Annotated in this window: 23 protein-coding genes and 1 pseudogene; 11 read left to right on the top strand and 13 right to left on the bottom strand. The window is 62.6% G+C overall.

From position 1 onward, the window contains the following. Positions 1–55: 55 nt before the first annotated feature. From KI241_RS01580 to KI241_RS01590, 3 genes and pseudogenes are all read right to left on the bottom strand, one after another. A complete protein-coding gene (locus tag KI241_RS01580; protein WP_042728149.1) occupies positions 56–328 on the bottom strand; it encodes an oxidative damage protection protein in 273 nt (90 codons plus the stop codon). Further along, positions 325–1,392 (bottom strand): A/G-specific adenine glycosylase, encoded by a 1,068-nt coding sequence (gene mutY / locus KI241_RS01585; RefSeq protein WP_042728150.1) that lies wholly within the window; start codon positions 1,390–1,392, stop codon positions 325–327. The genes KI241_RS01580 and mutY overlap by 4 nt, the downstream gene beginning before the upstream one ends. Continuing rightward, a pseudogene (locus tag KI241_RS01590) lies at positions 1,389–3,616 on the bottom strand (AsmA family protein). The gene mutY and the pseudogene KI241_RS01590 overlap by 4 nt, the downstream one beginning before the upstream one ends. 371 nt (positions 3,617–3,987) lie before the next feature. Here KI241_RS01590 and KI241_RS01595 point away from each other — a divergent pair. The 7 genes from KI241_RS01595 to KI241_RS01625 all read left to right on the top strand — a co-directional run bounded on the left by KI241_RS01595 (position 3,988) and on the right by KI241_RS01625 (position 9,960). Then, positions 3,988–5,649 carry an OFA family MFS transporter gene (locus KI241_RS01595; RefSeq protein ID WP_042728152.1) on the top strand — a complete coding sequence of 554 codons (1,662 nt, stop codon included), beginning with the start codon at positions 3,988–3,990 and terminating at the stop codon, positions 5,647–5,649. A gap of 294 nt (positions 5,650–5,943) precedes the next feature. Beyond that, on the top strand, positions 5,944–6,537 hold the full coding sequence (gene hisB / locus KI241_RS01600; RefSeq protein ID WP_024778052.1) for an imidazoleglycerol-phosphate dehydratase HisB: 594 nt from the start codon (positions 5,944–5,946) through the stop codon (positions 6,535–6,537). Beyond that, on the top strand, positions 6,537–7,175 hold the full coding sequence (gene hisH, locus KI241_RS01605) for an imidazole glycerol phosphate synthase subunit HisH (RefSeq protein WP_212803287.1): 639 nt from the start codon (positions 6,537–6,539) through the stop codon (positions 7,173–7,175). The genes hisB and hisH overlap by 1 nt, the downstream gene beginning before the upstream one ends. After that, the gene (locus KI241_RS01610) at positions 7,175–7,429 is read left to right on the top strand and encodes a DUF2164 domain-containing protein (RefSeq protein ID WP_042728153.1); all 255 of its coding nucleotides are present in this window, start codon (positions 7,175–7,177) and stop codon (positions 7,427–7,429) included. The genes hisH and KI241_RS01610 overlap by 1 nt, the downstream gene beginning before the upstream one ends. A 42-nt stretch (positions 7,430–7,471) precedes the next feature. Next, positions 7,472–8,209, top strand: a complete 738-nt coding sequence (gene hisA / locus KI241_RS01615) for a 1-(5-phosphoribosyl)-5-[(5-phosphoribosylamino)methylideneamino]imidazole-4-carboxamide isomerase (RefSeq protein WP_047736169.1) — start codon at positions 7,472–7,474, stop codon at positions 8,207–8,209. Positions 8,210–8,218: 9 nt separating this feature from the next. Further along, a complete protein-coding gene (gene hisF, locus KI241_RS01620) occupies positions 8,219–8,989 on the top strand; it encodes an imidazole glycerol phosphate synthase subunit HisF (RefSeq protein ID WP_042728155.1) in 771 nt (256 codons plus the stop codon). Positions 8,990–9,213: 224 nt separating this feature from the next. Then, positions 9,214–9,960, top strand: a complete 747-nt coding sequence (locus tag KI241_RS01625; RefSeq protein ID WP_042728156.1) for an ABC transporter substrate-binding protein — start codon at positions 9,214–9,216, stop codon at positions 9,958–9,960. A gap of 193 nt (positions 9,961–10,153) precedes the next feature. Here KI241_RS01625 and KI241_RS01630 read toward each other — a convergent pair whose 3' ends face one another. From KI241_RS01630 to gpmI, 4 genes are all read right to left on the bottom strand, one after another. Next, a complete protein-coding gene (locus KI241_RS01630; RefSeq protein WP_042728157.1) occupies positions 10,154–10,936 on the bottom strand; it encodes a divergent polysaccharide deacetylase family protein in 783 nt (260 codons plus the stop codon). 1 nt (position 10,937) lies between these two features. Further along, positions 10,938–12,254, bottom strand: coding sequence for a S41 family peptidase (locus KI241_RS01635; protein ID WP_042728158.1), 1,317 nt, complete (start codon positions 12,252–12,254; stop codon positions 10,938–10,940). 32 nt (positions 12,255–12,286) lie between these two features. Then, positions 12,287–13,573 (bottom strand): murein hydrolase activator EnvC, encoded by a 1,287-nt coding sequence (locus tag KI241_RS01640; protein ID WP_047736166.1) that lies wholly within the window; start codon positions 13,571–13,573, stop codon positions 12,287–12,289. A gap of 262 nt (positions 13,574–13,835) precedes the next feature. Beyond that, positions 13,836–15,365 carry a 2,3-bisphosphoglycerate-independent phosphoglycerate mutase gene (gene gpmI, locus KI241_RS01645; RefSeq protein WP_042728160.1) on the bottom strand — a complete coding sequence of 510 codons (1,530 nt, stop codon included), beginning with the start codon at positions 15,363–15,365 and terminating at the stop codon, positions 13,836–13,838. A 151-nt stretch (positions 15,366–15,516) separates the two neighbouring features. Between gpmI and KI241_RS01650 the strand changes: the two genes are divergently transcribed. From KI241_RS01650 to secB, 3 genes are read left to right on the top strand one after another with little or no spacing between them, the layout of a single operon-like run. Beyond that, positions 15,517–15,930, top strand: a complete 414-nt coding sequence (locus tag KI241_RS01650) for a rhodanese-like domain-containing protein (protein ID WP_042728161.1) — start codon at positions 15,517–15,519, stop codon at positions 15,928–15,930. A gap of 1 nt (position 15,931) precedes the next feature. After that, a complete protein-coding gene (grxC, locus tag KI241_RS01655) occupies positions 15,932–16,186 on the top strand; it encodes a glutaredoxin 3 (RefSeq protein WP_042728162.1) in 255 nt (84 codons plus the stop codon). A gap of 39 nt (positions 16,187–16,225) precedes the next feature. Further along, a complete protein-coding gene (secB, locus tag KI241_RS01660) occupies positions 16,226–16,705 on the top strand; it encodes a protein-export chaperone SecB (protein ID WP_042728163.1) in 480 nt (159 codons plus the stop codon). Positions 16,706–16,828: 123 nt separating this feature from the next. On the opposite strand, the gene trmL is transcribed toward secB, so the two are convergent. Beyond that, positions 16,829–17,284 (bottom strand): tRNA (uridine(34)/cytosine(34)/5-carboxymethylaminomethyluridine(34)-2'-O)-methyltransferase TrmL, encoded by a 456-nt coding sequence (gene trmL, locus KI241_RS01665; RefSeq protein ID WP_042728164.1) that lies wholly within the window; start codon positions 17,282–17,284, stop codon positions 16,829–16,831. Here trmL and KI241_RS01670 point away from each other — a divergent pair. Then, positions 17,283–17,723, top strand: coding sequence for a hypothetical protein (locus KI241_RS01670; RefSeq protein ID WP_080964290.1), 441 nt, complete (start codon positions 17,283–17,285; stop codon positions 17,721–17,723). The genes trmL and KI241_RS01670 overlap by 2 nt on opposite strands. Positions 17,724–18,271: 548 nt before the next feature. On the opposite strand, the gene ntrC is transcribed toward KI241_RS01670, so the two are convergent. The 5 genes from ntrC to KI241_RS01695 all read right to left on the bottom strand — a co-directional run bounded on the left by ntrC (position 18,272) and on the right by KI241_RS01695 (position 22,900). Continuing rightward, positions 18,272–19,708 (bottom strand): nitrogen regulation protein NR(I), encoded by a 1,437-nt coding sequence (gene ntrC / locus KI241_RS01675; protein WP_042731317.1) that lies wholly within the window; start codon positions 19,706–19,708, stop codon positions 18,272–18,274. Then, complete coding sequence (gene glnL, locus KI241_RS01680) at positions 19,705–20,790, bottom strand: nitrogen regulation protein NR(II) (protein WP_042731316.1); 1,086 nt, start codon at positions 20,788–20,790, stop codon at positions 19,705–19,707. Before glnL ends, ntrC begins: the two co-directional genes overlap by 4 nt. A 231-nt stretch (positions 20,791–21,021) precedes the next feature. Further along, complete coding sequence (locus KI241_RS01685) at positions 21,022–21,642, bottom strand: DUF4124 domain-containing protein (RefSeq protein ID WP_042731315.1); 621 nt, start codon at positions 21,640–21,642, stop codon at positions 21,022–21,024. Then, the gene (locus KI241_RS01690; protein WP_042731314.1) at positions 21,639–22,157 is read right to left on the bottom strand and encodes a DUF4124 domain-containing protein; all 519 of its coding nucleotides are present in this window, start codon (positions 22,155–22,157) and stop codon (positions 21,639–21,641) included. Before KI241_RS01690 ends, KI241_RS01685 begins: the two co-directional genes overlap by 4 nt. Positions 22,158–22,342: 185 nt before the next feature. Continuing rightward, positions 22,343–22,900 (bottom strand): chorismate mutase, encoded by a 558-nt coding sequence (locus KI241_RS01695; RefSeq protein ID WP_042731313.1) that lies wholly within the window; start codon positions 22,898–22,900, stop codon positions 22,343–22,345. Positions 22,901–23,011 lie beyond the last annotated feature (111 nt).

Here is a 23,011-nt window from a genome sequence, read left to right on the forward strand (position 1 = left end):
TCAAAAAATATTTAATTATTACCGTCGCTTACGATTCGCCCCCGGTCGCTACAGCTTATTCGGACGGCGGTACGTAGCCTTCGGCCTTGGCGTAATCTTCGCCGGAAAAGAACTTGTCCATTTCACCCTGAAGGTACTTGCGGTCTTCAGCGTTCATCATGTTCAGGCGTTTTTCGTTGATCAGCAGGGTCTGGTGTTTTTGCCAGTCGCCCCAGGCCTTGGCCGAGACGTGGTCGTAGATGTCCTGGCCCTTGGCGCCCGGGAACGGCGCACGTTCCAGGCCTTCGAGTTCTTCTTTGTACTTGCGGCACATGATGGTGCGGGTCATTGCAACTCTCCTGCGTTCAATACGGCGGCCGCGCGTTCGAGCAAGGTCTTGACCGGAGCGGCGAGGCCCAGGCGCGGCGGGGTGGCGAGGTTATACCAGAGCCAGTCGGCCTCGGCCACGTGATGGCCGGTTTCCCGGACCTGGACCAGCCACGGCTCGATGGCCAGCTGGAAATGGCTGAAAGTGTGCACCAGGCTCGGCAATTGCTGCTGGTTGCCCAGCTCCAGCGAGTGTTGCAGGGCCAAATGTTGCAAATCATCGAGGTCGTCGAGTTCCGGCAGGCTCCACAGGCCGCCCCACAGGCCGGTGGAAGGACGACGGTAAAGCAGGATCGCGCCTTCATGGTTGGCCAGCATCGGCATCAAGGTGCGTTTCTTGGGCACCTCTTTGCGTGGCTTGGGTATCGGGTAGCGAGTTTCCAGGCCCAGCATGTGCGCTTCGCAGCCCTTTTTCAGTGGGCAGAGCAGGCAACTGGGCTTGCTGCGAGTACAGAGGGTGGCTCCCAGGTCCATCATCGCCTGGGTGTAGGCGTTGACCCGGTCCTGCGGCGTGAAGCGCTCGGCGGTGGCCCAGAGCTGTTTCGCCACCTTGGGTTCGCCTGGGTAACCTTCCTGGGCGGTGAAGCGCGCCAGCACCCGCTTGACGTTGCCATCGAGGATCGGCGCGCGCAGGCCCATGCTGATACTGGCGATGGCGCCAGCAGTGGACAGGCCGATGCCTGGCAACTCGGTCAGTTTCTCCACATCCCGGGGGAACTCGCCGCCATACTGGTCGACGACGATCTTCGCGGTTTTCTGCAGGTTGCGCGCACGGGTGTAGTAGCCCAGCCCGGTCCACAGGTGCAGGACTTCATCTTCCGGCGCGGCGGCCAGGGCCTGGACCGTGGGCAGCGAGGCCATGAAGCGATCGAAGTAACCGAGTACGGTGCTGACCTGGGTCTGCTGCAGCATGATCTCCGACACCCACACCCGATACGGTGTGATGCCCTGTTGCCAGGGCAGGTCGTGGCGTCCGTGGCGGTCGAACCAGTCCAGCACGGCGCTGGAAAATTGCTCGGCGGTCATCGCTTGAACAGCCCCTTGAGCGCGTTTTTCACCTCGGGGCTGACTTTGTCGCCCAGCTTTTCGTCGATCTTGTCTTCGAGGCGGTCACCGGCCAGTTTCGCCGCGACCTTGCCCATCCCTTCGCTGTCCAGGCGGCATGCCTTGGCGCCCAGTTCCAGCGGGCCACGGCAGCGCAACGGCCATTCGATGTCGACATAGCGCTCGTTGACCTGGCAGGCCGGGTCGGGCATGTCGCTCTTGTCGCCTTCGACGATGATCCCGACGCGATAGTCCATGCCCAGCACCCGCAGGTCGATATCGCCGTTGCCGTTGACCGTCATGCCGGGGATGCGCACCTTCAGGTCGGGGTTGCTGGCCACGCCGTTGCGGAACGTCAGGTTGCCGTTGAGCTGCTGGAACGGCGTGTCCTTGCCCCGGGGCTCGCCGCTGAGCGCCTTGCGATTGAGGGTGGCGATGCCCTTGCACAGCTGCTGTTCGAGATTGGCATTGAGCAGCACGCCATCGTTGATGACGAATCCGGCGTTGCCGTTGAGGCTCTCGATCAGGGCTTTCTGGCTGTTGCCGCTGGCGGTCACCGTGCTGTTGAGCGTCACCAGCCCCTTGACGGGCGCAGCCTTGCCCTGGCTTTCGATGATCTTCTCGGCCGGCACCCGGTTGATGCGGGTTTGCAGGTTCAATTGTGGCGTCGGCTGGCGCACGTCCAGGGTGCCCTTGGCCTCGAAGTTGCCGTTGTACAGATCGCCACGCAGGTTCTCCAAGGTCAGCAGCCCCCCAGGCCCGTGGCCTTGAGTGCGGCATTCTGGATCGGCAGCTTGTCGAGGGTCAGTTGGCCGAAGGTCAGGTCGGCGTCGAGGTCCAGCTTGCCCAGGCGTTCCACCGGAAACAGCCGGTCGTTGCTCCAGGCGCCCTGGGTCGGTGCATTCGGCAGCGGAGTGGTGCCGGCGCCCGCCATGGCACTGGCCTCGGTGCTGCTGACTTCGGCTTCGCGGGCGGCCTTGGAACTGTCGGCCTCGGCGGATTTGGGCGGCAGGTAGCGGTCGACGTTGAACGTGTCGGCCTTGAGCTGTGCACGCAGGGATTGCTTGGCGAAATCCTCCACGGCAATGCGGCCGCTGAAGCTGCTGTCGTCGACTTTCAGGTTGATATTGTTGAACTCGACACTGGTCGGCGTGCCGGTGACACGGCTGACCAGTTCGACCTTGCTCAAGCTGCCTTCGGCCATGGCCGGCAGTTTCTGCCCGACGCTGTCGACGAACTTCGCCAGGTCGAACTGGGCAATCGACAGGCCGCCATTGAGCTGCGGGGTCTTGTCGAGGTCGTTGACCTTCAGTTCGCCCAAGGCGCGCAGTTGGTTGAGCGACAGCTTGATGCCGGTCCACTCGGCAACGTTCGCTGCCTTGTCGAGGAACAGTTGGCCTTGGGCGGCAAAGTTCAGGGTCTTGCCCTGCAAGGGGTCGCCTGTGACTTCGCCGGACAGTTTCAGGTCTTCGAACTTGTAGCGCTGCAGGGCGCGTTCGAAACGCAGCTCGCCAGTGACCTCGGTGCGCACGCGCACGGCTGGCTGGTTGCTGGACAGGAACGCGGTGAGAGTGACCGGGATGTTGGTCGAGTCGTGGACCGCGCCAGTGCTCAGCTGGATGCTTTCGGCAGTGAATTGCTTGCCGGTCTGCTCATCGGTGTATTCGACCCGGGCGTTGTTCACCGTCAGGCTGTCGATGTCCAGGCGGGTCGGCTGGGCCGGTTTTTCGGGCGTGGTGCTGGCCGGCGTCGACGGCTGTTCGGTCGGTGCCGGAGTCGGCGCGCTCGCTGTCGTCGTGGCAGGCGCCTTGCCGATGTCTTCCCAGTTGCCGTGGCCGTTCTTGTCGCGGTTCAGGCGCAGGTTCAGGCCTTCGACCCGCACGTCGCTCATCTGCACTTCGCGGCGCAGCAGCGGCATCACCCGCACCGACAGGCCAAGCATCTGCAGGTCGGCGAACGGTTGTGTCGGGTTGGCCAGGGTCGCCACGCTGGCCTCGTGCAGTTCCAGACCCAGCCATGGAAACAGGCTCCAGCCGATGTCGCCATTGAGGGTCAGCTCAATGTGGGCTTTGTCGCGGGCTATCTGGCGGATTTCTTCCTTGTAGTCGTTGGGATCGAAGAGGTGGGTCAGGGCGAAGCCCAGGGCCACAATGATCAGCAACAGCCCGAGAAGTACCAGACCCAGGATTTTGCCGAACGCTTTCATGGGCGAATCCTTATAGGTTGAGTTCAAAATTTAGCCTGGGAGTATAACGCCGTGAGTGACGGCGCGTTGGCCGATCATGGGTGACGCCCGGCGCCCCAGCCCCTCAAGAAGGGGCGTGAAAAAAAATAAATGGTTAGCCCCCTACAGAAACCTGGCATCGGCGCGATAAGACAGATGACATGAAAAAGGTGATGTCACTTTGGTTTTTCTGTCACCTGCAAGTGGTAACCTTTCGTCCGTTCGCCGTCCTTCTGCGACTTGATGTCGCACTACTATGGAGCTTCACCAGAAAATACAGCCATGCCTGCGTGCAATGAAGGCTGAGGGTGATGCGTGGCTGGTGAACCATTCTAATAATTGGGGGATACACAATGAGCACGAGCATCACGGCCGGCGGCGTTGCCGACCAGCCTGCGTTCCTCTCCAAGGAGCGCATCATCGCCAAGCCCGGTTTCAACCGTTGGCTGGTTCCACCGGCCGCGCTGGCCATCCACCTGTGCATCGGCATGGCCTATGGCTTCTCGGTGTTCTGGTTGCCACTGTCCAAGGCCCTGGGGATCACCAAACCGGTGGCCTGTGCGCCGGACATGAGCTTCATCTCGCAAGTCTTCTCGTCCCAATGCGACTGGCCGATCTCGATGCTCGGCTGGATCTACACCCTGTTCTTCATCTTCCTGGGTTGCTCGGCAGCCATCTGGGGTGGCTGGCTGGAACACGCCGGTCCACGCAAGGCCGGCGTCGTGTCGGCATTGTGCTGGTGCGGTGGCCTGCTGATTTCCGCGTTGGGTATCTATACCCATCAGATCTGGCTGATGTGGGTCGGTTCCGGGGTAATCGGTGGTATCGGCCTGGGCCTGGGCTACATCTCCCCCGTGTCCACGCTGATCAAGTGGTTCCCGGACAAGCGCGGCATGGCGACCGGCATGGCGATCATGGGCTTTGGTGGCGGTGCGATGGTGGGTGCACCACTGGCCGCGGCGCTGATGAACCATTTCGCTTCGCCAACCGGCGTGGGCGTGTGGCAGAGCTTCCTGGTCATGGCCGCGATCTACTTCGTGTTCATGATCGGTGGCGCCCTGTCGTACCGCGTGCCGCCGACCGGCTGGAAGCCTGAAGGCTGGACCCCGGCACCGAAGAAAGCCGCGAACGCGATGATCACCCATCGTCACGTGCACGTGAACGTGGCCTGGAAAACCCCTCAGTTCCGTCTGGTATGGCTGGTGCTGTGCCTGAACGTCTCCGCCGGTATCGGCATCCTGGGCATGGCGTCGCCCCTGTTGCAGGAAGTGTTCGGCGGCAAACTGCTCGGCAACGACCTGCCGTTTGGTCAACTGGACGCTGGCCAACTGGCCCAGATCGCGGCCATCGCCGCCGGTTTCACCGGTCTGTTGAGCCTGTTCAACATCGGCGGCCGGTTCTTCTGGGCATCGTTCTCGGATTACCTGGGTCGCAAGAACACCTATTTCGTGTTCTTCGCCCTGGGCTTTGCCTTGTATGCGCTGATCCCGAACCTGGGCCACCTGGGCAACATCGCGCTGTTCGTGGCGGCGTTCTGCATCATCCTGTCGATGTACGGCGGTGGTTTCGCCACCGTGCCGGCCTACCTGGCGGACCTGTTCGGTACGCAAATGGTCGGCGCGATCCATGGTCGCCTGTTGACCGCCTGGGCCGCTGCCGGCGTGCTGGGCCCGGTGCTGGTGAACTACCTGCGTGAGTATCAGTTGAGCATCGGCGTTGAACGTGCCGCGGCCTACGACATCACCCTGTACATCCTCGCCGGCCTGCTGGTGCTGGGCTTCCTGTGCAACCTGATGGTTCGCCCGGTCGCCGACAAGTACTTCATGACCGACGCCGAGCTGGCCGCCGAACAGGCGCTGGGTCATGACAAGGGCGCCGACAGCACCACTTCGCTGGAATGGAAAGCTGCACCAGGCACCAAGCTGCTGGCGCTCGCCGCCTGGCTGGTGGTGGGCATTCCGTTGGCGTGGGGTGTTTGGGTGACCCTGCAGAAGACGGCAGTGTTGTTCCACTAAGAGGGTTGTCTGAACCTTCAAGGTAAAGTCGATCTTTGTGGGAGCGGGCTTGCCCGCGAAGGCGGTGGGTCAGAAGCATTTATGTTTACTGACACACCCTCTTCGCGGGCAAGCCCGCTCCCACATTTGTGTCTGGGTGATGGCAAACATTTGCGTCCATGGCTTGTATGGACATGTCTAACCCCGACAGGACGGGCAACAACCCGTCAGCGATATCACCTCCCGTGTTTCTGTTTGCCGCTCACGCCCCTATAATGGCTGCCTTTTTCGCCCAATGATTTTGCGGAGCTGGTGATGGCCGAACGTAAGGCGTCTGTCGAGCGCGACACTCTGGAAACCCAGATCAAAGCCTCGATCAACCTGGATGGCACCGGAAAGGCCCGGTTTGATATCGGCGTGCCTTTTCTTGAGCACATGCTGGACCAGATCGCCCGTCACGGGCTGATCGACCTGGACATCGTCAGCAAGGGCGACCTGCATATCGACGACCACCACACGGTGGAAGACGTCGGTATCACCCTGGGGCAAGCGTTCACCCAAGCCATCGGCGACAAAAAAGGCATCCGTCGCTACGGCCACGCCTATGTCCCGCTCGATGAAGCGCTGTCGCGAGTGGTCATCGACTTCTCCGGCCGTCCTGGCCTACAGATGCACGTGCCGTATACCCGTGCCACCGTCGGCGGCTTCGACGTCGACCTGTTCCAGGAGTTTTTCCAGGGTTTCGTCAACCACGCCAACGTGACGCTGCACATCGACAACCTGCGCGGGCACAACACCCACCACCAGATCGAGACCGTGTTCAAGGCGTTCGGCCGCGCACTGCGCATGGCCGTGGAGCTCGATGACCGCATGGCCGGGCAGATGCCTTCGACCAAGGGCGTCCTGTAATGCAGACGGTCGCGGTTATCGATTACGGCATGGGCAACCTGCACTCGGTGGCCAAGGCCCTCGAACACGTGGGTGCCGGCAAGGTGCTGATCACCAGTGACGCCGATGTGATTCGCGAAGCCGACCGGGTGGTCTTCCCTGGCGTGGGCGCGATTCGCGATTGCATGGCCGAGATCCGTCGTCTGGGCTTCGACAAGCTGGTGCACGAAGTCAGTCAGGACCGTCCGTTCCTCGGCATCTGCGTGGGCATGCAGGCCTTGCTCGAACGCAGCGAAGAGAACGACGGCGTCGATTGCATCTCCCTGTTCCCGGGCCAGGTGAAGTTCTTTGGCAAGGGCCTGCATGAAGACGGCGAGCACCTGAAGGTCCCGCACATGGGCTGGAACGAAGTGAAGCAGACGGTGGACCACCCGCTGTGGCACAGCATCCCGGACCTGGCGCGCTTCTATTTCGTGCACAGCTACTACATCGCGGCCGGCAATGCCCGGCAGGTGGTGGGCAGCGGTCACTATGGCGTCGACTTCGCCGCGGCGCTGGCCGACGGCTCGCGATTCGCCGTGCAGTTTCACCCCGAAAAGAGCCATACCCATGGCCTGCAACTGTTGCAGAACTTCGCGGCGTGGGACGGCCGTTGGTAATGGCGCGCAAGAAACCGCCGATCCTCACCCTCACGCCTGAACAGGAGAGTGAGGCGAACCGCAAGATCCAGCGGTTCATGGAGGAGCGTTTCGAACTGGACCTGGGTTCGTTCGAGGCGGCGGAAATTCTTGAGCTGTTTACCCGCGAAATTGCTCCGCACTATTACAACAGGGCGATTTTCGATGTGCAGGCGCACCTTAAAGAAAGGTTCGAAAGCATTGAAAGCGACTTGTGGGCGCTCGAGAAAAACTGATTTTCGAGCCAAGCTGAATATTCGTATTTGAAGGTTTGCCAGATGCTGATTATCCCCGCTATCGATCTCAAGGACGGCGCTTGCGTACGTCTGCGCCAGGGCCGGATGGAAGATTCCACGGTGTTCTCCGATGACCCGGTGAGCATGGCCGCCAAGTGGGTGGAGGGCGGCTGCCGGCGCCTGCATCTGGTGGACCTGAACGGCGCCTTCGAAGGCCAACCGGTCAACGGCGAAGTGGTGACCGCCATTGCCAAGCGCTATCCGAACCTGCCGATCCAGATCGGCGGCGGCATTCGCTCCCTGGAAACCATCGAGCACTACGTCAAGGCCGGCGTGAGCTACGTGATCATCGGCACCAAGGCCGTGAAGGAGCCCGAATTCGTCGCCGAAGCCTGCCGCGCGTTCCCGGGCAAGGTCATCGTGGGCCTGGATGCCAAGGACGGTTTTGTCGCCACCGACGGTTGGGCTGAAGTCAGCACCGTGCAGGTGATCGACCTGGCCAAGCGTTTCGAAGCCGACGGCGTGTCGGCCATCGTCTACACCGACATCGCCAAGGACGGCATGATGCAGGGCTGCAACGTGCCGTTCACGGCGGCCCTGGCGGCGGCCACGAAAATCCCGGTCATCGCCTCCGGCGGTATCCACAACCTGGGCGACATCAAGACACTGCTCGACGCCAAGGCGCCGGGCATCATCGGGGCGATCACCGGTCGCGCGATCTACGAAGGCACCCTGGATGTCGCCGAGGCCCAGGCCTTCTGCGACGCCTACAAAGGCTGAGGACTGACCATGGCGCTGGCCAAACGCATCATCCCTTGCCTGGACGTGGACAACGGCCGAGTGGTCAAGGGCGTCAAGTTCGAGAACATCCGTGATGCCGGCGACCCGGTGGAAATCGCCCGTCGCTACGACGAACAGGGTGCGGACGAGATCACCTTCCTCGACATCACCGCCAGCGTCGACGGCCGCGACACCACCTTGCATACCGTCGAGCGCATGGCCAGCCAGGTGTTCATCCCGCTGACCGTGGGCGGTGGCGTGCGCACCGTGCAGGATATCCGCAACCTGCTCAACGCCGGGGCGGACAAGGTGTCCATCAACACGGCGGCGGTGTTCAACCCGGAGTTCGTCGGCGAAGCGGCCCAGCATTTCGGCTCGCAGTGCATCGTCGTCGCCATCGACGCGAAGAAGGTGTCCGGTCCGGGCGAAACCCCGCGCTGGGAAATCTTCACCCACGGCGGCCGCAAGCCCACCGGCCTGGATGCCGTTGAGTGGGCCAGGAAGATGGAGGGCCTTGGTGCCGGTGAGATCCTGCTGACCAGCATGGACCAGGACGGCATGAAGAACGGCTTCGACCTGGGCGTGACCCGTGCCATCAGCGATGCCCTGGGCATTCCCGTGATCGCCTCCGGCGGTGTCGGCAACCTGCAACACCTGGCCGATGGCATCCTGGAAGGCCACGCCAGCGCGGTGCTGGCGGCGAGCATCTTCCACTTTGGCGAATACACGGTGCCGGAGGCCAAGGCCTACATGGCACAGCGCGGTATCTGCATTCGCTGACCGCTGGACACCATGGCGGGCCCAAGGCACTCTTGGGCACACCATGGATTGCGGTAGCTAGTGGCCTGTACGGTTAATTCGGGTGCTCAAGTTCGAGTGCCAGGACTTGCCAGGCAAGGCGCCATGACGAGTCGTAGCCCAGCTACGGCGAGGAATGGCAACGCAGCTTGGCGAGCACTGGCGCCGAACTTGAGTGCACGAATTAGCCACACAGGCCACTATACATGCTCAAACGCCTTGTTCTTGCCCTTGCCGGCGCCACTTTGCTGCTTGCAGGCACGGCCCGCGCCGCCGACACCTCGCTGGTGCTGCTGACGGAAAACTTCCCCCCGTACAACATGGCCAAGAACGGCAAGAACTTCGCTCAGGACGAGAACATCCAGGGCATTGCCGTGGACATCGTCCGCGAGATTTTCAAACGCGCCGACATCACCTACAGCCTGACGCTGCGTTTCCCCTGGGAGCGGATCTATAAGCTCGCCCTGGAGAATCCCGGCTACGGCGTCTTCGTCATGGCGCGGCTGCCGGAACGTGAAAAGCTGTTCAAATGGGTCGGCCCCATCGGCCCGGACGACTGGATCATGCTCGCCAAGGCGGACAGCACGATTGCCCTCGACTCCTTGGAGCAGGCGCGCAAATACCGGATCGGCGCCTACAAGGGCGACGCCATTGCCGAAACCCTGGGCAAGCAGGGGCTGAATCCCATTGTGGTGCTGCGTGACCAGGACAACGCGAGGAAGCTGGTCAACGGTCAGATCGACCTGTGGGCCACCGGCGACCCGGCCGGCCGCTACCTGGCCCGCCAGGAAGGTGTGAGCGACCTCAAGACTGTGCTGCGTTTCAACAGCGCCGAGCTGTACCTGGCGTTGAACAAGAACGTGCCTGACGAGGTGGTCGCGCGGCTACAGAAAGCCCTGGATGAGTTGCGCCGGGAAGGAGCGGTCGACGCGATCATGGCACGGTATCTCTGACCGCTGGAACAAACCTGTGGGAGCGGGCTTGCTCGCGAAAGCGGTGGGTCAGCTTGTAGAGATGTTGAATGTGTCGCCGTCATCGCGAGCAAGCTCGCTCCCACAGGGGGTCTGCTGTGAACGCCAATCTTGTGCCCGATGCAGAACCGTTGTGGGAGCGAGCTTGCTCGCGATGGCGGCGTCGCGGCTACCGCTATCGGTAGAGCCCATCCTTCCCATGCCCGGCCATCGCCCGGTTGCTGCGCAGGCTGATCATCGACTTGATGTCGATCCATTCGATGCCTTGGCCTTTGAGCCGTGGCAGTTCGCGTTCGAGCACGGCCAGGGTCTGCGGGTAGGGATGGCCGATCATCACCGCCGAGCCCTGGCGTCGGGCCAGGTCGATGGCGGTCTGGAGCTGGTGGGCGATGGCAGTTTCCGTGCGCTCGTCATCGAGGAATACATCCCGTGACACACTGGCCAGGCCGATCTTCTGCGCCTCGGCGGCCGCGACGGTCTGGGCGCTGGTGCGGCTGTCGACGAAAAACTTGTGCCGCTGCTGCAGGTTCGCCATCAGCCACGCCATGGCCTGGGGTTGGGCGGTCATGCGGCTGCCCATGTGGTTGTTGATCCCGCTGGTGTAGGGCACGGCCGCGAAGGCGGCGTCGAGGCGTTTGCCGAGCTCTTCGATGGGCAGGTCCGGATGCCAGGCGAACGGCCCGGTGGCGGGGTCCATGGGCATGTGCAACATCACGAGCTTGCCGGCGCGATGGGCTTCGCGGGCGAATTCGGCGGCATGGGGCGTGTCGGGCATGATCGCGGCGGTGACAGGGCCGGGGAGGGCCAGTACCTGGCGATCCCGGGGCAGGTTCTGCCCCAGGTCGTCGATGATCAGGCTCAGGTAGGCCTTGTGCGGTGAAGCGGCGGGCGTGGCGGGCGCGGCAAAGGCAACGCTCGCCAGGCAGCACACCAGGCCGAGGATCAAGCGCCGGCGCATCTCAGCGGCCGGAGGTGATGTTCAGTCCTTTGAGCAGGCTCAGGGCCTGGGCTAACTGATAATCGTCATCCTGCGGCATCGGCTTGGCCTTGGCACCGGAGCCGGTCGGTTTGTCGGCGCCACCGTTGCCGTTGCCCAGGTGGCCTTGCAGGTCGGCTTCCTTGAAGTATTCGCTGTCCTGCTCGTTGGTGATCTTGGCCTTGCGCACCTCGATGTCCGGAACGATGCCCTGGGCCTGGATGGAGCGGCCGTTGGGGGTGAAGTACAGCGCGGTGGTGATCTTCAGGGCGCGATCATTGTTCAGTGGCAGCACGGTCTGCACCGAGCCCTTGCCGAAACTGGTGGTGCCCATGACCACGCCGCGTTTCTGGTCCTGCAGGGCACCGGCGACGATCTCCGACGCCGAGGCGCTGCCGCCGTTGATCAACACCACCAGTGGCACGGCGTCGCTCAGGTCGTTGCCGGTGGCCGAGAAGCGCAGCTCGGAGTTGGCGATGCGGCCCTTGGTGTAGACGATCAGGCCCTTGGTGATGAAGTGATCCACCACTTCCACCGCCGATTGCAGCACGCCGCCGGGGTTGTTGCGCAGGTCCAGGACCAGGCCGTTGAGTTTCTTGCCGTTGTCCTTGCGCAGCTTGGCCAGGGCCTTGGCGACTTCTTCGCCAGTCTTGACCTGGAACTGGGTGATACGGATATAGCCGTAGCCCGACTCCAGCAACTGGCTCTTCACGCTCTTGACCTGGATGACCGCCCGCGTGAGGGTCACGTCGAACGGCGTGCCGCCGTCGCGCACCAGGGTCAGGGTGATCTTCTGGCCGATCTTGCCGCGCATTTTGTCCACGGCTTCGGTCATGCTCTGGCCGCGGGTCGGCTGGCCGTTGATCTTGACGATGAAGTCGCCCGCCTGGATGCCAGCCTTGGAGGCGGGCGTGTCGTCGATTGGCGAGACCACTTTGACGAAGCCGTCTTCGCTGCCGACCTCGATGCCCAGGCCGCCGAACTCGCCGCTGGTGCTTTCCTGCAGCTCGGCAAAATCTTCCGGCCCCAGGTAGGCCGAGTGCGGGTCCAGGTTGCTGAGCATGCCCTTGATGGCGTTCTCCAGCAGCATCTTGTCGTCCACCGGCTCGACATAGGCGGCCTTGATCCGGTCCATGACTTCGGCAAACGTGCGCAGCTCGTCCAGCGGCAACGGCGCCTTGGTGGTCGCCGCCGTGGTGGCGGGGGCCGAGGGGGCCGGTTCAGCGGCGAAAGCCAGGGGCGCGCCGATCACGAGGGCGATCGTCAGGGCCAGCGAGGTGAGACGGGACAAATGCAGCATGTCGAACGAACTCCTTAAGTGGATGGGTGCGCTTATCCTTGCGCACGACACCATTGGGCCGGGTCACTGGGGCGACCCTGCTGACGAATAGCGAAATACAGGGCTGGCGTATCCTGCCCACCACTGTTGCCGACCGTGGAGATGGACTCGCCGGCCTTGACCACATCCCCCGCCGACTTGAGCAGCGTCTGGTTGTGGCCATACAGACTCAGGTACCCGTTGCCGTGATCCAGGATCACCAGCAGGCCGGCGCCGCGCAGCCAATCGGCGAACACCACGCGCCCGCCATGCACGGCGTGCACCTGGCTGCCGGCGGAAGCGCTGATCATCACCCCATCCCACTTGGTGCGGGTGTCGTCGCCACGGGTTTCACCAAAGCGTGCCAGTAATCGACCATTGACCGGCCATGGAAGTTTGCCGCGCGCCGAAGCAAATGCGCCGCCGAAGGTTTCACCGTCACTGGAAACCAGCGCGCCGGGGCTGGATTTGGTCGCCTTGCGGGGCGCCTCGTCCGAGTCCGCCTCGGCCTCACGCAAGCGCTTTTTTTCGGCTTCCTGCTGGGCGATCAGCGCTTGCTGCCGCGCTTGCTCTGCCTCTCGCGCCTGGCGGGCCAGGGTTTCCTCGATGGTCTTGAGTACGTTTGCCAGCTCGGCCTGGTCTTGTTCACGGGCCTTGAGCTTGCTGTCGCGGGCCTTCACATCGTCATTGAGCTTGGCCAGGGCCACCTGGCGTTCCTTGCGAACCTTGTCGAGTTCATCGCGCTGGCTGTCGAGGCTGCTTTTCTGTACCAGCAACTGGGCCTGCTGCAATTCGATGTCCTTCTCGACGTTGGCGAGCTGGCGCAGGGTTTCGTTGAAGTTCTTCAGTTGCTCCAGGCGGGCCTGGCTCAGGTAATCGTAATAGGTGAGCGTGCGGGCGAATTTCTCGGGGTTCTGCTGGTTGAGCAGCAGCTTGAGGTACTCCTGGCGGCCGTTCTGGTAGGCGGCGCGGGCCTGGATGGCGATCAGGTGTTGCTGTTCAGTGCGCGCGCTCTGGAGTTTTTTTTTCTCACCATCGAGTCGCTGCAGCTCGGATTCGCTTTTCTTCAGCTCTTTCTGCAGGGCGTCCACCTGCTTCTCCAGCTTGCCCATCTCGGTCTCGGTGCCGCGCAGGTCTTTCTGGACGCTGGATTTCTCTTCCTGCAGCTTGCCCAGCAGTTTCTTCAGCTCGGCAATGTCCTGGCGCGTGGCCTCCAACTGTTGTTGGGTTTGCGCGCGCTCGTCGGCAAAGGCCGGTTGGAGCAGGCAGGTCAGAACGAGGGCTATCAGGACGCGAAGCATAGAGGCGGGTGATACCAGGGAAAGGGACGGCCTAGTATGCCCGCCCCACGCGGCAAAAAAAACGCCCATTTGGGGCTGTGTGATAACTGGCCGGCAAAACACTGAAAGCCGCCAGCCTGCCGTGGCGAGGGAGCTTGCTCCCGCTGGGCTGCGAAGCAGCACCTCGACAGTTGAGCAAGCCAGGGCCCCTGCGATGGCTGCGCCATCGGGCGGGAGCAAGCTCCCTCGCCACAACAAGCCAATGCTCCGTGACTACGTGTCGTCACACCAGAATCGAAGTCCCGGTCATCTCCGCCGGTTTTTCCATGCCCAGCAGCATCAGCATGGTCGGTGCCACGTCAGCCAGCACGCCGCCTTCGCGGACCTTGAGGTCACGCTTGCCGACATAGATGAACGGCACCGGCTCAGTGGTGTGGGCCGTGTGGGCCTGGCCGGTGGATTCGTCGGACATCTGTTCGACGTTGCCGTGGTCGGCGGTGATCAGTGCTTCGCCGCCGACCTTTTCCAGGGCCTCGACGATGCGACCCACGCAGGTGTCCAGGCATTCCACGGCCTTGACCGCCGCCTCGAACACGCCGCTGTGGCCGACCATGTCGCCGTTGGCGTAGTTGACCACGATCACGTCGTAACGCTGGTTTTCAATGGCATCGACGATGCGGTCGGTCACTTCGGGGGCGCTCATCTCCGGCTGCAGGTCGTAGGTGGCGACTTTCGGTGAGGGGATCAGGATGCGTTCTTCGCCCGGGAAGGGCTCTTCGCGCCCGCCCGAGAAAAAGAACGTCACGTGGGCGTACTTCTCGGTTTCGGCGATGCGCAGCTGGGTCTTGCCGTTTTTCGCCAGGTAGTCGCCGAGCACGTTTTCCAGGCTGCCGGCGGCGAAGGCCGACGGGGCCGGGATGCTGGCGGCATATTGGGTCAGCATCACGAAGCCGGCCAGTTTTGGCTGGCGGGCGCGTTCGAATTCCTTGAAGTCGTCTTCGACAAACACGCGGGTCAGCTCGCGAGCCCGGTCGGCACGGAAGTTCATGAACACCACGGCGTCGCCGTCTTCGACCTTGACCGGTTCACCGATGGTGGTGGCCTTGACGAACTCGTCGCTTTCGCCGCGCTCGTAGGCGGCGTTCAGGCCTTCCTGGGCGGTGGCGGCGCTGAACTCGGCCTGGCCGTCGACGATCAGGTTGTAGGCCTGGGAGACGCGGTCCCAACGGTTGTCGCGGTCCATGGCGTAGTAGCGGCCGACGAGGCTGGCGATGCGGCCTTTGCCCAGGGCCTGGAAGGTGGCGTCCAGCAATTCGATCGAGGAGGCGGCGCTTTTCGGCGGGGTGTCGCGGCCATCGAGGAATGCGTGCAGGTAGATCTTCTCGGCGCCGCGCTTGAAGGCCAGTTCGGCCATGGCAACCAGGTGGTCCTGGTGGCTGTGCACGCCACCGTCCGACAGCAGGCCCATGAGGTGTACGGCCTTGCCGGCGGCCACGGCTTTATCCACGGCCGCGCAGATGGTCGGGTTCTCGAAGAACTCGCCGTCGCGAATCGACTTGGTCACGCGGGTGAAGTCCTGATACACCACGCGGCCTGCGCCGAGGTTCATGTGGCCGACTTCGGAGTTGCCCATCTGCCCGTCCGGCAGGCCGACGTCCATGCCGCTGCCGGAAATCAGGCCGTTCGGCACGGTGGCCCACAGACGGTCCAGGACAGGCTTTTTGGCCGAATACACGGCGTTGGATTCGTGGCTGTCACTGTGACCGAAGCCGTCGAGAATCATCAGGACCAAAGGTTTAGGCGTGGTAGTCATGGAATCCACTCGTGGCGGTTAAAAGAAGACGATGCAAAAGGGACGAGCAGTTTAAAGGTAAGTTCCGGTGGCGTCACCGCCGGGCGGGGTTTGGCCGGCCTTGCGTGCTGTGTATACTGGCCGACATTTTAACGCCCTGGAACCTCCTTCGATGGTTGCTCACCTGATTGAATTTGCCACTAACCACTACATTCTCGTCGGTATCTTCGTCGTACTGCTGGCATTGCTGGTGGCCCACACGATGCAGGGCGGCGGGCGCAGCCTGAGCACTGGCGAGCTGACCGCGCTGGTCAACAAGGATGCCGGCGTGGTGGTGGATATCCGTCCGAGCAAGGAATACGCCACCGGTCACATTGTCGGGGCGGTGAACATCCCCCAGGACAAACTGATCGCACGTATCGGCGAGCTGGAAAAACACAAGGCCAAGACCATCATCCTGGTCGATGCCCAGGGCCAGCACGCCGGCACCCATGCCCGTGAACTGATGAAGTCCGGCTTCACCGCGGCCAAGCTCTCCGGCGGCGTGGCCAGTTGGAAAGCCGACAACTTGCCCCTGGTGAAGTGAGATGACCCACGTCGTTGTCTATTCCAGCGATTACTGCCCTTATTGCTCGCGAGCCAAGTTCCTGCTCCAGAACAAAGGGGTGGCGTTCGAAGAGATCAAGGTCGACGGCAAGCCGCAACTGCGCGCCGAAATGTCCCGGAAGGCTGGGCGTACGTCCGTCCCGCAGATCTGGATCGGCAGCACCCACGTGGGCGGTTGTGATGATCTGTTCGCCCTGGAGCGCGCCGGCAAGCTCGACGCGATGCTCAAGGCCTGAATTCCCTACTCAAGAACCTGAAAGTAAGAAGGATCTGCGATGACTGACCAACAAAACACAGCTGCCAGCGAAGAAGAAGCCGCACCGCAATTCTCCTTGCAGCGCATTTATGTCCGCGACCTGTCCTTTGAAGCCCCGAAAAGCCCGGCGATCTTTCGCCAGCAGTGGGAACCGAGCGTCGGCCTGGACCTGAACACCCGTCAGAAAGCCCTGGAAGACGACTTCCATGAAGTGGTGCTGACCCTGTCGGTGACCGTGAAGAACGGTGAAGAAGTGGCGTTCATCGCCGAGGTGCAACAGGCCGGGATCTTCCTGATCAAGAACCTCGATGCAGCGTCCATGAGCCACACCCTGGGCGCGTTCTGCCCGAACATTCTGTTCCCGTACGCCCGTGAAACCCTGGACAGCCTGGTGACTCGCGGTTCGTTCCCGGCCCTGATGCTGGCACCGGTGAACTTCGATGCCCTGTACGCGCAAGAACTGCAGCGCATGCAGCAAGAAGGCGCGACCGTTCAGTAAGTCGGTCGACGCAAGTCCAATGTGGGAGCGGGCTTGCTCGCGAAAGCAGTGTGTCAGTTGACATCAATGTTGCCTGACACTCCGCTTTCGCGAGCAAGCCCGCTCCCACATTTGTTATGGGGGCTATTGAAAGCCATTCTGCCGCCAGGCCTCATAGACCGCCACCGCCACGGTGTTGGACAGGTTCAGGCTGCGACAGCCTTCGCGCATCGGCAGGCGCAGGCGTTGGTCCGATGGCAGGGCGTCGAGCACGTCGGCGGGCAGGCCACGGCTTTCGGGCCCGAACAGGAAGGCATCGCCGGCCACGAACCGGGCTTCATGGAAGGGCCGCGACCCCTTGGTGGTGAAGGCGAACAGGCGTGGATGCCCCAGGCTTTCCAGACAACTGGCAAGGTCGGCGTGGCGCTGCAAGGTGGCATACTCGTGGTAGTCGAGGCCGGCGCGGCGCAGGCGCTTGTCGTCCATTTCGAAGCCCAGCGGTTCGATCAGATGCAGGTGGCAGCCACTGTTGGCGCACAGCCTGATGACATTGCCGGTATTCGGCGGAATTTCCGGTTGAAAAAGGATGACGTGAAACATGCACGGCTCCGCAGATAAAGATGAGCAGCATTCTACGCCGCAAACCGATCGACGTTCGAAGCTAATGCCTCGGGTGATGGGTTCCCTGGCGATTTTCGGCATGATGGTCGGGCTGATGATCGGGCGCCTGACCACGCCCGAGCCGAACGTGCTGCAACGAATCGAGGTGAGCGAGGGGGCGTTGGTGGCCTGGTTCGACAGTGAGCCGAAACTGCACGGCGAAGTCATCGACGGTTCGGTAGCGCTGCTGTTCGAAGCCGAGGGAAGGTCGCAGAATGGCCAGCTCAAGCTCAATGGCAAGGATGTGAACTGGCGGGTGCGCTTGAGCGACAAGGGCTTGTTGCTGACGTTGGTGGCGGCGCGACCGTTGCGCGGGGAGTGGGCCGGCGGCGAAGTGGATGATCGCTGGCGGCTGGAGGTCCGTCTCCAGGAGCAATAAAAGAGGGAATCCCCGGCCTGCCTGTACCAGGGTCCCCAAAACGGGAGGGCGACTGCAAGCGTCAGCCCAGGGTGTAAAGAAGGGAAACCTTGACCTGCCTGTATCAAGGCCCCCAAAACGGTGGGCTCATTGAGCCCGGTAGAAAATGGGGAATCCCCGGCCTGCCTGTACCAAGGTCCCCGAAACTGGGTAGTGATGAAGTTATTGCAGGGCGCGTGCCAGCTTTAATGGTTTGTCACAAAAAAACTGCTGATGAGACGCAAAGCCCCGTATTCCGGGGCTTTTGCTTTTTTATGGCGGGTTTTTTCGAGGTGAATCGATCGGCCTGGGCTGGTATGAAGCGCGCAGTTGCGGTTCGTGGTGCATTGGTGTGGTGCACGCAACTGAAGGATTTCAACCGGCGAGCTCATGCGACAGGCGCTGCAGCGTGACTTGTGGGAGCGGGCTTGCCCGCGAAGGCGGCATGTCAGCCAGCATTTAATTGGCTGATATACCGCTTTCGCGAGCAAGCCCGCTCCCACATGGGTTTTAAGCTGGGTTAAGGCTGCTCAGCCCTCATCCCCTTCATCATCATCCCCGCCATCAACCTTCATCCCCAGTTCCTTGATCTTGCGGGTCAGGGTGTTGCGGCCCCAGCCCAGCAGTACCGCGGCGTCGCGGCGGCGGCCGGCGGTGTGCTTGAGGGCGGTTTCGATCATGATGCGTTCGAAACTCGGGACGGCGCTGTCCAGCAGGTTGGACTGACCGCGGGCCAGGGCCTGGTCTGCCCATTGGCGCAAGGCCTGTTCCCAGTTGGTCACCGGGGCCGAATCTTGTGGCAGGCTCAACAGTTCCGGTGGCAGGTCGCTGATATGCACTTCGCGACCGGACGCCATGACCGTGATCCAGCGGCAGGTGTTTTCCAGCTGGCGCACGTTGCCGGGCCACGGCAGGTTCTTGAGGTATTCCTCGGTTTCGCTCTTGAGCAGCTTGGGCTCCACCGCCAGCTCCTGGGCGGCGCGGCTGAGGAAGTGCCGGGCCAGTGTCGGGATGTCTTCGCGACGGTCCGCCAGGCGCGGGATATGGATGCGAATCACATTCAGGCGGTGGAACAGGTCTTCGCGGAACTTGCCGGCGTGGACCAGGGTTTCCAGGTTCTGGTGGGTCGCGGCGATGATGCGCACGTCCACCTTGACCGGCGTATGCCCGCCCACCCGATAGAACTCGCCATCGGCCAGCACCCGCAGCAGGCGAGTCTGGGTGTCGGCCGGCATGTCGCCGATTTCATCGAGGAACAAGGTGCCGCCGTCGGCCTGCTCGAAGCGTCCGCGCCGCAGGTTGGCCGCGCCGGTGAACGCGCCTTTCTCGTGGCCGAACAGCTCCGATTCCATCAGGTCCTTGGGAATCGCCGCCATGTTCAAGGCAATGAACGGCGACGCGGCCCGTGGGCTGTGGCGGTGCAATGCGTGGGCCACCAGTTCTTTACCGGTACCGGATTCGCCGTTGATCAACACGGTGATGTTGGAGTGGCTCAGGCGCCCGATGGCGCGAAACACTTCCTGCATCGCCGGTGCTTCGCCGATGATTTCCGGGGTGCGGGCCAGGGCCGGCACCTCTTCCAGGCCTTGCTGCTCCTGGGCGTGCTGGTTGGCGCGCTTGACCAGCGAGACGGCTTCATCGACGTCGAACGGTTTGGGCAGGTATTCGAAGGCGCCGCCCTGGTAGGACGCCACTGCGCTGTCCAGGTCCGAGTGGGCGGTCATGATGATCACCGGCAGCCGTGGGTGTTGTTCGCGGATGCGCGCCAACAGGTCGAGGCCACTGGCGCCCGGCATGCGGATGTCGGAGATGATGACGTCCGGTTGCTGACGCGCCAGGCGACTCATCACCCCGTCGGCGCTGTCGAAGCTCTGGGTGGTCATGCCTTCCTGTTGCAAGGCTTTTTCCAGGACCCAACGGATAGAACGGTCGTCATCGACGATCCACACGGTTTCACTACGGCTCATGTCGATGTGGCTCCTTGTTCCAGTGGCAGGAAGATCGAGAAGGTGGTGTGGCCGGGGTGGCTCTCACACTCGATCAAGCCCTGATGCTGACTGATGATGTTCTGGGTAATGGCCAGGCCCAGTCCGGTACCGTCCGGGCGGCCGCTGACCATGGGAAAGAAGATGGTTTCCTGCAGTTCTGCAGGGATGCCCGGGCCGTTGTCGATGATTTCGATCTTGGTCACCAGGCGGTGGCGCACATGGCCGATGGTGAACTGGCGCATGGCGCGGGTGCGCAGGGTGATGCGGCCCAGGCGCAGTTCGTTCTGGCTGCCGATGGCCTGCATCGCGTTGCGCACGATGTTCAGTACCGCCTGGATCATCTGCTCGCGGTCGATCAGGACGTCGGGAATGCTCGGGTCGTAGTCGCGCACCAAAGTGATGCAGCCCTGGGCTTCGGCTTCCACCAGGCTGCTGACGCGCTCCAGCACTTCGTGGACGTTGCACATCGCCAGGGACGGCAGCTTGTTCGAGCCGAGCATGCGATCCACCAGATTTCGCAGGCGGTCGGCTTCCTCGATGATGACGTTGGTGTAGTCCTTGAGGCTTTCTTCCGGCAGTTCCCGGGCCAGCAATTGCGCGGCGCCACGAATGCCGCCGAGAGGGTTCTTGATCTCGTGGGCGAGGCCGCGCACCAGCATCTTGCTGGTTTCCTGCTTGGATAACTGGGCCTCTTCCTTGGTGATGCGCAGCAGGCGATCACGGGGATGGACTTCCAGCAGCAACAGGGTGGCGCCGTTATTCAGGATCGGGGTGACCGCGTAGTCCACGGTCAGGGTCTGGCCGGTCAGTGCGGTCAGCATTGCCTCGCGCTTGGTGAACGGGTGTGCCTGCTCCACCGCCTGGCGCAGGGAATTGAGCGCTTCGGCCGATTCGGTGAACAACTCGCTGATGAACTGCCCATGGCTGCGCTGGCCGCTGACAGCCAGCAGCATTTCCGCCGCCGGGTTCATGTACTCGAGGCGCAATTCGGCGTCGAGCAGGATGGTCGCGGTGGTGAGGTTGTCGAGTAGCAAGCGGTGTAGTGCATCGCTGATGGTCATCGGGACCTCTTTTGGAGCGTAGCAGGCACGCGTATGACGCGCCGGTACGAGGAAAATGCAAAAACCAAACCAAGGCTCTGAAAAGAAGCGTTTAGAGCCCTAAAGAGGCCTTTTTGCGCCCTCTTGCGTGGCGTTCTGCCAGCTTCTACGGGTACTTTCGAACCAAAATGGGCTGGAATCCGGGAAGCGGGCAGATTGACGCACCAATATAGTGCGCCAACCTGAACGAGGTTAGAAGAACGGCAGGATGCTGCTTTCTTCTTCGGGTTTTTCGGCGAGCGGGCATTCCGGGCGTTGACCGTAGTCGGCCATGACGCACGGCTTGATGCGGCGCTTTTGCGCCAGGGACATGCGCTGCATGTGGAAAGGCTGGTTGGCCGTGCGTTCGAGGATGCGGTCTTGCTCGTCGAGGATCTCTACCGCCAGGTGATGGGTGCCGCGATCGACATTGTCCAGGGCGAACACCGGGCTCGTACCCGCGGCCCCGGTGGGCTGGCCGTCGAGCAGCAGGCGGTAGCGATGGCCTTTCTTCAAGCCGGGTTCGCTGGTGACGCTGACGATTAGCGCCCCTTCAGTGCTGCGTATCGTGGCGTCCGGCTCGGGGATCAGCAGGCGGAGCATTTCGTAATGAAACAGCGGCTCGGGCGAGGCTTCTTTGGCGGGCATCGCGGGCGTGCCCTTGGGTGGCGTGGGCATTCGGTTGCCGGGCGAGAGTTCGACTTTCCGGGCATTGCCGGGGCGGGGCTGGTCAGTGAAGACACGATTGCCTTGGGCGTCGACGTAGGTATAGACCTGCGCCATCCCCGGCAACGCGACCAGCGCCAGGCCCAACGCGAGCCACCCGCGAATCATGGCTGGTGAACCCGCTGCACAGTGAAGGTGACGGTGTCGCTCTGCTGCACGAGGTTGTCCCCGTCGATGACTTGCACCGCCAGGCTGTGCTCGCCCCGGTCGATGTTCACCACTTGCAGGCGTGGCACGTTGGTGGGCTGGCCATAGGGTTGGCCGTCCACCAGCAGTCGAAACAGATGCGGGCTTTGCAGCCTTGGCTGCGTCCGCACGCCCACGGTAAAGGTGCCGTTGTTGGCGCGCAGGGCCTCCTCGCTGGGGATGTCCGTCAGTTCAAGCATCTCGTAGGCATTGCGTGGCTCATTCCTCTGCGCTGGGGCTGGCGGTGTGTCCGGGCTGGCGGCGGGCTGGCGCTCGATGCTGTTGAGCGGCGGCAGTTCCACCGTCTGGGCCGGTACGCCTTGGGGCGGCTGGTTGCTGTAGGCGGTGTTGCCCTCGGCGTCGGTGTATTTATAGATCTGCCCGACCGCCGGCAGTGTCAGCAGCCACAACAGCATTCCTGAAAAAACGCGACCCATAAAACCAACCGAGAATTGAATATGTCGGTTAGCAGCATAGGTCAGGGAGGGCGGATGGCCCAAGTTGTTGTAGAGCCCTTGTGGGAGCGGGCTTGCTCGCGAAGGTGCAATGTCAGGCAACGTGGATGTCAACTGACACACTGCTTTCGCGAGCAAGCCCGCTCCCACAGGGTAAGGGGCGTGTTTCAGGCTTTTGGGGCTGTACACAGCTCCCCGGTCGCCCGGATCAGGGCGAGTCGGTGCACTGGGTGCTGTTTGTCATTGTGGGTGGCGCGGGCCAGCCATTGCGGGCACTGCGGGTCGGTGCGGTAGGGGGCGAAGTCAGCCAGTTGTTGCAGCAGGCGCTTTTGCAGTCGATCGAGTTGCGGGCGGATCTCTCCTACCAGGTCGGGGCGCGGCAGGTCCGGTGCCTTGCCTGCCAGGGCCCAGTCGGACAGGTCGATGTATTGCACCATTTTGTTGGCTTCTATCTGGGCACTGAAGAACGCTTCCACGGTGTCGGCCGTGAGCTTGTAGGCCGGTGCCTGGGCGACGGCGGCGGCAATGACCTCGCGCTCGCGCTGGCGGTCTTCCACGGGTTTATGCGTGTCCCATTTGCTCAGCGCTACCTGATCGGCGATGGCGATGCGTTCGCCTATGGCATTGAGCAGCGGTGTAAGAGCATCCGGGGCGGGAGCGGCTTGGGCGGTGCTGGCCAGCACCACGGCGCAAAGGGCAAGGCCAAGCGTGAAGCGCAGCGTCATGGGCAGTCTCGTCTTGGAGGAGGGAAGTCAGCCATCATGCCCGTAATCTGCGCCCATAAAAAAGGCCTCCCGGAAGGAGGCCTCTTTTTATTTCACGCCGCGTGGGGCGAC

It is taken from the genome of Pseudomonas sp. Cab53, assembly GCF_018325965.1.
In the GTDB taxonomy this organism is placed as follows: Bacteria; Pseudomonadota; Gammaproteobacteria; order Pseudomonadales; family Pseudomonadaceae; genus Aquipseudomonas; species Aquipseudomonas chlororaphis_E.